Here is an 11,434-nt window from a genome sequence, read left to right as displayed (position 1 = left end):
TTATATGCTTATATAATTAGCAAGTTACTGATATAGCAATTACAGTGTCTAAATTATATAGACAAAGATAGGCTGACCAGATAGCTGATGCAATACCTATCTATATGTATATTTTTTTGTGTGATACCTAGATTGAGGGATATGCAGTAAATCTGTTTCCCAAAGGATGCTGTTTATTGGATATTATTCAGTTCATTTGTGAATAAATTGAAATACTGAACTATTTGTGTAAAATAAATTCCTTCTTCTTTGTTGTATAGTTGAATAAAAGGAAAAAGAAGTATATTTGAAATTAGAATTTTACAAACGATTGATTTATGTACAGGAAAGGAAAATATAGAGAGACTGATAAGATGAGTGACCTGATAGGTGATAATTACCCCATGCTGTTGGTGATGAGCCGTTTTGGGATTCCTCTTGGGTTTGGAGAAAAGAATGTAAAAGAGGTCTGCAAGATGCACCATGTTGATGCCTGCACGTTTCTTACGGTGGTAAATTTCTTATCGGACGATTCACACGATACCCCTATCCTGTCTGATTGCTTTTCAATGGAGGCGCTGATATCTTATTTACAGAATTCTCATACCTATTTTCTTGATTTCAGACTGCCTAATATCCGCGAAAAGCTGGTGAATGCGATCCATAACTGCCCAAAAGATGTTGCCTTTGTCATAATTCGCTTTTTTGATGAATATGCAGAAGAGGTCTTTAAGCACATGCAATACGAAGAGAAGGTTGTTTTCCCTTACGTAAAGGGACTGTTAAAAGGTGAAAAAGACAGCCGGTATAATATTTCCATTTTCAAGAAAAGGCACGACCAGATCGAGATGAAGATTATTGAACTAAAAAACCTGATTATTAAATATTATCCAGCTGAAGGTGGTAATTTACTTAACAGTGTATTATTCGATATTTTTGCTTGCGAACAGGATTTGGCTTCACATAGTAAAGTGGAAGATTATCTGTTTACTCCGGCAATTCTTGAATTGGAAAAAAATCAAAGTTAAGTTATGACCATTAATTTGAATATCGTAGTTGCCGATCCTTCCGTAATTATCAGAAGCGGTATTGAGGCGACGTTGAAACGGATTCAGGGGGTTCGTTTTCATATAGATGAGGTTTCGGCTATCGATACTTTGTATGAATTCCTAAAGAAGCGTAAGCCAGATATTTTAATTATAAATCCAGCATTGTTAGGGTATGCTTCCCTCTCTTTGTTGCGGGAAGAATGTGCCTGTCCCAAACTGAAATGCGTAGCATTACTCTATGCAGTGGCAGAGCGTTCGTTACTGAATCAATACGATGAGTTCATTACTATATATGATTCTGCAGAGGATATTAAAAACAAGCTCGAGAAAATTTCAATCCACGAGGAAGAAGATAAAACGGAAGATGATGACGAGCTGCAAACCTTGAGCAGCCGTGAAAAAGAAATTGTAGTGTGTGTGGTGAAAGGACTTACCAACCGTGAAATAGCAGAGCAGCTTTATTTGTCGGCTCATACGGTAATTACCCATAGGCGCAATATCGCAAGGAAACTCCAGATTCACAGTGCGAGCGGTCTTACTGTTTACGCAATCGTAAATAAATTGGTCGAACTGGGAGATATAAAAAAATAACCGATCAAGTTCTCAATATGAAGCTCGACCGGTTATTTCTTTAATTTTCAGATTTTCTACTTTTTAGAGAAGAATTCTTTCTCTTTCCATTCCCTCATCAGGTCGGACATAGTTTCTTTCACACTCATTATGCGGCTTGCACGGTAGGCATTAGAGCCGGCAAATGCGTATCCATTGTTGAAGTTTCCTTTAAATGCATTGTAAAGCGCAAGCATGATGCAATAAGGACTTTTGGATATATCACATGTTTTAATGCAGTGGAAAGGACATGATTTGGGCTGTTTGATTCCCTCTTTAACCTGTTGAATGAACGAACTGCCAATCGCTCTTCCGGGCATTCCCACAGGGCTTTTTATTATTTCGATATCCTCCTGTCGCGCTTTGATATACTGCTCTTTAAAGGCAGTAGATGCATCGCACTCCTCGGTGGTTACAAAACGGGTTCCTAACTGTACGCCTGATGCTCCAAGTTCCATCATGCGATAAATATCTTCTCCTGTGTAGATTCCTCCTGCTGCTATCACGGGAATTTTTTTGTTGTACTTTTCTTCAAAAAGAGCAACCTCCTGGACTACCTGAGGTAAAATTTCTTCTAAAGAAAAATGTTCATCTTCCAATTGGTTTTCCTTATAACCAAGGTGACCACCGGCTTTTGGACCTTCCACAACCACTGCATCAGGCAGATAATTGTACTGGCTCATCCATTTTTCGCAAATAATGCGAACGGCACGGGCTGAAGATACGATGGGAACAAGCTTGGTCGTGCTGTCTTTCTGCAGAAAGCTTGGCAAGTCGAGCGGAAGACCTGCTCCACTGAAGATAATGTCAGCCTTTTCAGCTATGGCTGTCTTTACCATATCGGCAAAATTCGTCATGGCAACCATCACGTTTACACCGATAATACCTTTAGCTTTCTCACGAGCTTTTTTCAGCTCTTCTTTAAGTCCGAGAATACTTGCTTCACCAAAATTGCTGGAGAGTTTATTATATAAAAGTCCTAATCCGGCGCTGGAGATAACGCCGATGCCTCCTTCGTTTGCGACTGCCGAGGCAAGGCCTGATAAGGAGATACCTACGCCCATCCCACCTTGGATAATGGGTACATGAACCTTTAGGTCTCCGATTGTCAATGTTTTCATCTGAATTGTTTCTAAATACAGGCCACAAAGTTAATACATTATATGGATTCAAGTATATTAATGAAATAAATATTGCACAGGAGGTGCGAAATTGTGCAACAAAAAAAGAGTTGCCTGTTATTGGGCAACTCTTTTCAATATATTTACTGCTAAACAATTAGTTTACGGGGATATATCCGACATCTTTTACTGTTTTCTGACCTTCAGCAGAAAGAATGTGATCGATAAACGGTTTTACTTTTTTCTCATTCTTAACATCGTAGTAATAGAATAGAGGACGTACAACCGGATACGATTTGTTTTTTGCATTGGCAAAAGAGGGTTCTATATACTTTTTACCTTTATCATAGGAAATGTGAATTGGCTTTACCTCCTTATTAAGGTAGGCGAGTCCTACGTAGCCGATGGCTCCTTTAGTCTGACCAACGGACTGAATAATAGCTCCGGTGGCAGGCATGCTTAAGATACCATTCTTATAGTTCTTATTTTTCAGGACACTCTCTTTGAAGAATTCGTATGTTCCTGATGAGGTTTCGCGTGAATAAGCTACAATCTTAAGATCGGCTCCCCCAACTTCCTTCCAGTTGGTTATCTTACCTGTAAAGATTGCTTCTACCTGTTCGCGAGTCAGGTTTGTAACCTTATTTGAAGGGTGAACAACAACTGATAAAGCATCATAGGCTATAATTACCTCTTTCGTAGTTTTTCCTGCTTGTTGTAATTTAACCTTTTCGTCGAATTTCATTTTACGGGAGGACATGGCAATGTCGGTTGTTCCTTCCATCAGGGCAGAAATACCTACTCCGGAACCACCTCCGGTTACTGTTATTCTGGCACTTTTGTTTTTATTCATGTAGTTTTCGGCTTCCGTTTGAGTAAGCGGCAGCACAGTATCACTTCCTTTTATTTTCTGCGCAAATACATTCGAGGTAAGTAGGCAGGCCATAGCTGCCAGTAAAATTGTCTTTTTCATTTTCGAATTGCTTAGTTAATGAATGTAATCTATTAAAATTTATATTGTAAACGTACTGTAAGCACGTTGTCTTTTCTGTCACTTTCGTATCCGCTTACGTTGGCACTTTTCTCATTTGAATTGATTTCATAATATGCCTGCAGTCTCACATTCTTGCTGAAACGGTATAAGGCTCCTATTCCAATGGTGCTTTGCGCCAGATCGGTTTTACTTGTATTTGATCCTGCAAGTCCGACTTCGTCCTTTTGTAAATCGGTATTTGGATCGTAGGTGTCGTATTTCAGCACAGCCGAGAATGGCGACGATCCGATATCTTGTATCAGGTAGAAGAAGTAACCGATAAACGGACGTTTGTATAATGCATTTTCCGGCGAATTTGTGGGACGCGCACTGTAATTCGGACTCTTACTGCTTCCTGCAATTCCTGGTTGTATCCCAAGTAATCCTTCTGCACGCAAGGTTGTTTTACCCATGGCCGTCAGGATGCTGAACTGGCCATCCATGCCTACATATTCACGTTTCATATAAGTGCCTGTTGTTCCTTTATCTACTACCCTAAACTCTTTTCCAACCATTTCATAGGCTGTAGTTGTCGGATTGTAAACACTTCCGTTGTAGTAAGAAACTCCAAGACCCCATTGGGCATAATCTCCAATTGTTTTTTCGGCACCCAGACGTCCGATAAAGTCTTTGCGGCTATCGGTTTCTTTATTGATGCTATTTCCTGCAAAAAGACCGGCCTCCAGCTTTAGAAAATAAAACTTGCTTTCTTTAACCGGTTGCAAAGTAAGCATCGCTCCCAAGTCTCTCTCGTCGGGAAAGAAATCCTGTATGATTGTTGCACGTTCAGGACTTTCAAGGTTACTCGTTGAATAAGGAATTTCGTATCCAAACGGACGGTTAAAAACTCCGACAGTCAGGCTGCTCCTTTTGGTCCAGGGATCTTTCACTCCGATATATAAATCCCGGTAACTTACTCCTTTGTCGTTCACCTCAATCTGAACAGCCCCGGTACCTATCCCATCGTTGTATTCGAACTTGATACGACCACGTCTTATTCCTATGCGGTTAAAGCCTGCATCAGCATTTTCATTCTTGTCGCCAACTTTAAGAGAAGCATCTTCTTCACCATATTGATACTGTCCCTGTATGTAAGCCGAAGCTTTGAATTTACTTAATCCCTTAACGAGCTTATCCAATGTTTCGCTCTGTTCTTCCAGAGCCGTAATTCTTTGTTCCTGGTCGTTTTCCGGTTCTTGGGCAAAACCCAACAGAGGACACAACGCCAATAGCATTGATACAAAAATTTTTCCTGATTTCATCCTAACTTTGTTGGTTACTGTGAATAAATAATTCTAATCACTTTTCCGAGAGCAAAGTAACAGCATATTCGTTTCACACTTATTGCGATGGTGTTACAAGAGTAAATAATATGTGTTACAAAAATATTACACACCAATGCGCAAATCTAATTCATATAATTGTAAAACAAGTAATAAAATACGATTGTTCCGATTGATTAAGCATTCCAGAGCTCTTTTCGGTCGAATTATGAAAAAAGAGCGACTGCCTTTTAAGGGGAGCCGCTCTTCTATAGATTGCTTTATTTTATGCGTGAGTTTCAATCCATTTACGTGCATTTACAAATGCTTCGATCCATGGGGTAACCTGATCGTTTTCCTTGCGATCGTTCGGGTAGTAACCGCACTGCCAAGGGAAAATGGCCCTTTCCGGATGAGGCATCATAGCAAGATGTCTTCCATCTTTGCTGCAAACACCGGCAACGGAATAAGGTGATCCGTTCGGGTTGGCAGGATAGCCATCGTAATTGTATTTGGCAATCACGTTGTATTCCTTTTCTTCGTATGGGAACGAGAACTTTCCTTCTCCGTGTGCAATCCAGACACCTAGCTTGGTTCCGGATAAAGATCCCAGCATGATCGAATTGTTTTTAGGAATTTCCAATCCTACAAAGCCCGATTCAAATTTGTGAGAATCATTATGAACCATCTTGTGTTTCACTTCGTGTTCGGGATAGAGCAATTCAAGTTCCGCCATCAACTGACATCCGTTACAAATACCAAGACTCATTGTATCTTTACGTGCATAGAAATTATCCAGTGCCTTTTTTGCTTTCTCGTTGTACAAGAAACCTCCGGCCCATCCTTTGGCAGAGCCCAATACGTCCGAATTAGAGAATCCGCCGCAGAAAACGATGAAGTTGCAATCTTCCAGTGTTTCCCTGCCGGAAGCCAGGTCGGTCATATGAACATCTTTCACATCAAAGCCAGCGAGATAAAGGGCGTAAGCCATCTCTCGTTCGCCGTTGGTTCCCTTTTCACGGATAATAGCCGCTTTAACACCCGATGGTGTCCGACGATCGGCCGAAATACCATACGAAGTAAGCTTGCCTGTAAAGTTCTTGTGGAACTTATACTGGATCGGCTGCATCTTATAGTTTTCAAAACGATTGCCTGCACAGGTCGATCCGCTCTGCTTAACATCTAATTTGTAAGAAGATTCATACCATACGTCACGCATATAGTCGATTCCGAAATGATATTGAACACCCTCTTTCGAAACCAGGATATGACGTTCGTCTGTTGGTTTAGCAATACGGGCAAAGCCTACGCCGTTTTCTTCCAACAGCTTTTCTACCTCTTTCTTATTTCTTACCTGAATCAGGATACCCGGATTTTCGGCAAACAGAATCTTAACAATATCTTCTTCGGCAATTGTATCCAGGTTAACTTCAAGTCCGCCTTCAACATTGGCAAAGCACATTTCCAGCAATGTGGTAATCATACCACCGGCCGAAATATCGTGACCCGCAAGTACAAGTCCCTTTTCGATCAACTCCTGAACCGAGTTGAATGCATCGCGGAAATATTCGGCATCCTTAACTGTTGGAACCTCGTTACCCAGTTTATTCAATGTCTGAGCGAAAGCAGAGCCTCCAAGTTTGAGAGAATCGAAGGAGAAGTCTATATAATATATGTATGTATTTTTATCGTGTACCAGCACCGGTGATACGATCTTCTTAACATCACTTACTTCAGCTCCGGCAGAGATGATTACAGTTCCGGGTGATAAAACCTTTTCATCACCATATTTTTGTGTCATCGACAATGAGTCCTTACCTGTAGGAATATTGATTCCCAGACTGCAGGCGAAATCCGAAGCCGCTTCAACCGCAGCATACAAACGGGCATCTTCGCCTTCGTTGCGGCACGGCCACATCCAGTTGGCACTTAGGGATACACCCTCAAGCTTGTCGGTAAGAGGAGCGAACACGATGTTGGTCAGCGATTCGGCAATAGCCATAACAGATCCGGCAGCCGGGTCAACCAATGCAACCTGCGGTGCATGGCCGATTGATGTAGCTATACCTGCTTTGCCGCGATAGTCCAATGCTACAGCTCCCAGGTCGCTCAACGGCAACTGAATCTCTCCCTGACATTGCTGACGGGCAACCTTGCCTGTTACAGAACGGTCCACCTTGTTTGTCAACCAATCTTTACATGCCACAGCTTCAAGCTGCAACACGTTTTCAAGCGATTGATGCAGCTCCGATTCTTTATAAACCACCGGTTCGAACGATTCTACAACCGTACTATCGGTCATCACCGTTTTGGGTGCTTTACCAAACATATATTCGAGCTTGATGTCGATGGGTTTAACACCATCGGCCTGTTCGAATACAAATTCCATATCATTAGTCGTTTCACCAACCACGTACATTGGGGCACGTTCACGATCGGCGATACGCTTCATCATTTCAATATCTTTTTCAGGAACAAGAATTCCCATTCGCTCCTGACTCTCGTTTCCTACAATTTCCTTAGCAGAAAGAGTCGGATCACCGATTGGCAATTTGCTCATATCGATATGTCCTCCGGTAGCTTCAACCAATTCCGACAAGCAATTCAAGTGACCGCCGGCACCGTGGTCGTGAATAGATACGATGGGGTTGTTATCCGATTCTGAGATGGTGCGGATTACGTTTGCTGCACGTTTCTGCATCTCGGGATTTGCACGTTGAACTGCATTAAGCTCAATTCCGCTTGTAAACTGACCGGTATTAACCGACGATACGGCACCACCACCCATACCGATACGATAGTTGTCGCCACCCAGCAGAACCACCTTCTCGCCCGGAGCGGGATTTCCTTTCAGGGCATCACGCATATTTGCGTAACCAACACCCCCTGCAAGCATGATTACCTTGTCGTAACCATATTCTTTATTGTTTTCGACATGTTCGAACGTAAGCACCGAGCCGCAAATAAGCGGTTGTCCGAATTTATTTCCAAAATCGGAAGCTCCGTTGGAAGCCTTAATCAATATCTGCTCCGGAGTCTGATATAACCAGGCGCGCGGATTCAGAATGTTTTCCCATGAGCGGGCACCCTCGGTACGAGGATACGAAGTCATATAAACCGCAGTTCCGGCAATAGGCAAACTTGCTTTACCACCACCCAGACGGTCGCGGATTTCACCTCCTGTGCCAGTCGCCGCACCGTTAAAAGGCTCTACGGTGGTAGGGAAGTTGTGTGTTTCCGCTTTCAGGGAGATTACGGTTTTAATATCTTTGATTGTAAAATAATCGGGCTTGTCGCCACTTGCCGGAGCAAATTGCTCAACAACCGGACCTTCATTAAATGCTACGTTATCTTTATATGCAGAAACCAGCCTGTTGGGGTTTTCGGCAGATGTCTTCTTAATGAGGTTGAATAGAGAGCTTTCTTTTTCTTCTCCGTCAATAACAAAAACACCACCGAATATTTTATGACGGCAGTGTTCGGAGTTTACCTGCGCAAAGCCATATACTTCGCTGTCGGTAAGCTTACGGTTTAATTTCTGACTAACTTCGTTAAGGTAAACCACCTCATCCTCGCTAAGAGCCAATCCCTCTTGTTTATTGTATGTTTCAATATCTTCGATATACACAATCGGATCGGGCTGCTTGCTAATCTTAAAGATATCTTGTGTCAGTCCGTTGTAAATACGTTGCAACATCGGATCGTGTTCTGCATTTCCCGAAGCAACCGGGAAATATTCTTCAATACGGAGGATTCCTGAAATTCCCATATTCTGAGTGATTTCCACCGCGTTGGTACTCCAGGGAGTAATCATTTCGCGTCGGGGACCTACATACCAGCCTTCCAGGGTTTCGGACTGAAGAGGAGTAGCCTGGCTGAATAACCAGATAAGTTTCTGGACATCTTCGTTTGAGAAAGGAGCAGCTGTTTCTACAGCCAATACCGTTTGTGTTGAAGACTTGAAAAATAGAATCATATCGTCGATTTATTAGGATAATCAATTGACGGCCCAAGGGCCCTTGAACAAGGTGCAAAGATAGTGAAAAGCTTTCTTAATAACTGCTAATGTGCCATATTTTGTGTTTTAAACCGAGATAAGGAACTATATTTGCACTCAGAAAACAATCGGAGGTACTCATTTTTAACATGCTTGGAATCGTAAGTAAAGGAATAATTATAGGAATTTTAGTCTCTGCCCCCATGGGGCCTGTTGGAATGCTATGCGTGCAAAGGACCTTAAACAAAGGTCGTTTACATGGGTTGGTAACCGGTTTGGGTGCTACTTTGTCGGATATTGTCTATGCGATACTTACCTGTCTTGGTATGGGTGTGGTGGTAAACTTTGTGGAAGCAAACCAGGCGCCACTTCAGTTGCTGGGCAGTATTGTGCTGGGGGTATTCGGATATTATATTTTCCAGACCAATCCGGTACGAAGTCTTCGCAAGCAGCAGGAGAAAAAACTTTCCTTTACGCAAGATTTTATTACAGCCTTTTTCCTTACCTTTAGCAATGTGCTTATAGTACTCCTTTATATAGGTCTTTTCGCCCGGTTCGGATTTGTATTGCCCGAACATTCTCTCTGGACCTTAGCAATGGGTATAGGCGGGATAGGTATTGGAGCGATTAGCTGGTGGTTTTTTATTACGTATATAATATCGAAATTAAGAAAGTGGTTTAATATCCGGGGGATTGGTGTTATGAACAGGATTGTTGGTTTTATTATCGTTGCGCTTTCTATTTTGGGAGCAGTTTCTGTAATATGGCCCTCTTTCCTTAATCTGCCAATGCTTCATATCTATTAAAGTGAAATGAAACGATTAAAGGTTCCTTATTTGAAGACACTAGATGTCCTCGATTTAACATCCATCGGTTTTCTGATGGAAGAAAAAGCCCATCGCGAAAGTATTGACGTCATAAATTGGGATGCTTATCCCTATAAGCCCATTGTCGCTTTTGATGTGGCAAGAGGAGATAAAGATTTGTATATCCGTTACTTTGTAAAGGGTAATTCGCTGCGTGCTATCCATATGGCTGATAATTCACCTGTGCATCAGGACAGCTGTGTTGAGTTTTTTATGCAGGTTCCGGGTGAGTCAACTTACATGAATTTCGAGTTCAACTGTATTGGCACCTGCGATGCGGCACGAAGACGTTCCCGTCAGGATAAAACGTCTCTCACAGAAGAGGAGTATGCGCGCATCAGAAGACAATCCTCCCTCAAGCACACAGCCTTTGATGAAATTCAAGGTGTGCAGTCGTGGGAACTGATTGTTGCCATCCCATTTTCGCTGATGGGGCTGGATCCGAATTTCCTGCCTGAGAAGATCATGGCCAACTTCTATAAATGTGCCGATAATACGGCTTATCCACATTTTGTAAGCTGGAATCCCATCGACCTTCCGGAACCCGACTTCCATTGTCCGCGGTTTTTCGGAGAGCTTTATTTTTAATCCGGATACGTAAAACGAATTTAATTACTGGCATTGCGGGAGCTCACCATCCTGCAATGCTATTTTTTTATCCACCCTGTAAAAGTTATTTATCTTTTTTATGGTGCTACAGGCCGTATAGGCATCGTGGCAATAGATCAAAATCTGGTTTTGCAGCACAGCCTCTTCCAGCATACGTACTTTTTCGTGATAGGATATTACAGGATAGGTGTCGTAAGCCGAAATCCACTCTGCGGATACCGAAGCGGCCAGCGGGATCACATCTCCTGCAAATACTACGGTACCCGAAGGATGATTCATGTATACGGCAAGCTGACCGGGTGTATGGCCGTTGTACAGACGCAACGATACCTCCTGGCACAGATAGGTGTCTTCAGATACAAGGGAAAGCTTCCCCGATTCCTCAACAGGCAGCAGGTTTTCAGGAAAGTAGGCATCTGCTTCCAAAGGGGTGGGGTGGATAAAGTTGTTCCATTGAGTCTCGCCAACCCAATAGGTGGCATTGGGGAAGGCCGGTCGTGCCGAGTGGGAGGATGGATCTTTTACCGTCGCATATCCGCAATGGTCGAAATGCAGATGCGAAAGTACCACGTCCGTCACCATGTCTGCCGTCACTCCTTTCTTTAAAAGAGCCTCTTCCAGATCAATCAACTCCGAGAATTTATAATAAGACAAAGCCTTTAGTTGTTTGTTGCCGGCGCCTGTGTCGACCAATATCACCCTGCCGCATCCGGTTCTTACCAATACGCACCGCATGGTGAGACGACATTGATTTTCGTCGTTGCATGGATAACGTCTTTTCCAGGCCGCTTTGGGGATGGCTCCGAACATAGCTCCTCCGTCTGCCAGGAAGTATCCGCTTTCAATTAGCTCAATTTTCATACAACTTCAGATGATTTGAGATGATCCTTATATGCCCCCTCTTTAATC

The 11,434-nt window shown here is 42.7% G+C and carries 9 protein-coding genes; 4 read left to right on the top strand and 5 right to left on the bottom strand.

Features of this window, described 5'->3' with window-relative positions:
• Positions 1 to 317: 317 nt before the first annotated feature.
• Together F5613_RS10975 and F5613_RS10970 are read left to right on the top strand one after the other, a co-directional pair.
• Positions 318 to 1,007 carry a hemerythrin domain-containing protein gene (locus F5613_RS10975; protein ID WP_179399786.1) on the top strand — a complete coding sequence of 230 codons (690 nt, stop codon included), beginning with the start codon at positions 318 to 320 and terminating at the stop codon, positions 1,005 to 1,007.
• Positions 1,008 to 1,010: 3 nt separating this feature from the next.
• Complete coding sequence (locus tag F5613_RS10970) at positions 1,011 to 1,619, top strand: LuxR C-terminal-related transcriptional regulator (RefSeq protein WP_179399785.1); 609 nt, start codon at positions 1,011 to 1,013, stop codon at positions 1,617 to 1,619.
• 56 nt (positions 1,620 to 1,675) lie between these two features.
• Here F5613_RS10970 and F5613_RS10965 read toward each other — a convergent pair whose 3' ends face one another.
• The 4 genes from F5613_RS10965 to purL all read right to left on the bottom strand — a co-directional run bounded on the left by F5613_RS10965 (position 1,676) and on the right by purL (position 9,029).
• On the bottom strand, positions 1,676 to 2,758 hold the full coding sequence (locus F5613_RS10965; RefSeq protein WP_179399784.1) for an NAD(P)H-dependent flavin oxidoreductase: 1,083 nt from the start codon (positions 2,756 to 2,758) through the stop codon (positions 1,676 to 1,678).
• Between the two features lie 157 nt (positions 2,759 to 2,915).
• Positions 2,916 to 3,731: a PstS family phosphate ABC transporter substrate-binding protein gene (locus F5613_RS10960; RefSeq protein WP_079684188.1), complete on the bottom strand. Its 816-nt coding sequence runs from the start codon at positions 3,729 to 3,731 to the stop codon at positions 2,916 to 2,918.
• Positions 3,732 to 3,763: 32 nt separating this feature from the next.
• On the bottom strand, positions 3,764 to 5,053 hold the full coding sequence (locus tag F5613_RS10955; protein ID WP_079684187.1) for a porin family protein: 1,290 nt from the start codon (positions 5,051 to 5,053) through the stop codon (positions 3,764 to 3,766).
• 286 nt (positions 5,054 to 5,339) lie between these two features.
• Positions 5,340 to 9,029 carry a phosphoribosylformylglycinamidine synthase gene (purL, locus tag F5613_RS10950; protein WP_179399783.1) on the bottom strand — a complete coding sequence of 1,230 codons (3,690 nt, stop codon included), beginning with the start codon at positions 9,027 to 9,029 and terminating at the stop codon, positions 5,340 to 5,342.
• 170 nt (positions 9,030 to 9,199) lie between these two features.
• On the opposite strand from purL, the gene F5613_RS10945 reads away from it, so the two are divergent.
• Positions 9,200 to 9,856 (top strand): LysE family translocator, encoded by a 657-nt coding sequence (locus tag F5613_RS10945; protein ID WP_179399782.1) that lies wholly within the window; start codon positions 9,200 to 9,202, stop codon positions 9,854 to 9,856.
• Positions 9,857 to 9,862: 6 nt separating this feature from the next.
• On the top strand, positions 9,863 to 10,504 hold the full coding sequence (locus F5613_RS10940) for a carbohydrate-binding family 9-like protein (protein ID WP_179399781.1): 642 nt from the start codon (positions 9,863 to 9,865) through the stop codon (positions 10,502 to 10,504).
• 24 nt (positions 10,505 to 10,528) lie between these two features.
• Here F5613_RS10940 and F5613_RS10935 read toward each other — a convergent pair whose 3' ends face one another.
• Complete coding sequence (locus F5613_RS10935) at positions 10,529 to 11,386, bottom strand: MBL fold metallo-hydrolase (RefSeq protein ID WP_179399780.1); 858 nt, start codon at positions 11,384 to 11,386, stop codon at positions 10,529 to 10,531.
• Positions 11,387 to 11,434: the final 48 nt, after the last annotated feature.

Source organism: Macellibacteroides fermentans, assembly GCF_013409575.1.
GTDB classification, from domain to species: Bacteria; Bacteroidota; Bacteroidia; order Bacteroidales; family Tannerellaceae; genus Macellibacteroides; species Macellibacteroides fermentans.
Note: the sequence above shows the minus strand (reverse complement) of the source record. Positions and strands in the feature narration are given on the sequence as shown.

Excerpts from the sequence above, each read along its gene's own strand:
- F5613_RS10935 (WP_179399780.1), bottom strand. The coding sequence starts at position 11,386 with ATGAAAATTGAGCTAATTGAAAGCGGATACTTCCTGGCAGACGGAGGA.
- F5613_RS10965 (WP_179399784.1), bottom strand. The coding sequence starts at position 2,758 with ATGAAAACATTGACAATCGGAGACCTAAAGGTTCATGTACCCATTATC.
- F5613_RS10945 (WP_179399782.1), top strand. The coding sequence starts at position 9,200 with ATGCTTGGAATCGTAAGTAAAGGAATAATTATAGGAATTTTAGTCTCT.
- F5613_RS10975 (WP_179399786.1), top strand. The coding sequence starts at position 318 with ATGTACAGGAAAGGAAAATATAGAGAGACTGATAAGATGAGTGACCTG.
- F5613_RS10955 (WP_079684187.1), bottom strand. The coding sequence starts at position 5,053 with ATGAAATCAGGAAAAATTTTTGTATCAATGCTATTGGCGTTGTGTCCT.
- F5613_RS10940 (WP_179399781.1), top strand. The coding sequence starts at position 9,863 with ATGAAACGATTAAAGGTTCCTTATTTGAAGACACTAGATGTCCTCGAT.
- F5613_RS10970 (WP_179399785.1), top strand. The coding sequence starts at position 1,011 with ATGACCATTAATTTGAATATCGTAGTTGCCGATCCTTCCGTAATTATC.
- purL (WP_179399783.1), bottom strand. The coding sequence starts at position 9,029 with ATGATTCTATTTTTCAAGTCTTCAACACAAACGGTATTGGCTGTAGAA.
- F5613_RS10960 (WP_079684188.1), bottom strand. The coding sequence starts at position 3,731 with ATGAAAAAGACAATTTTACTGGCAGCTATGGCCTGCCTACTTACCTCG.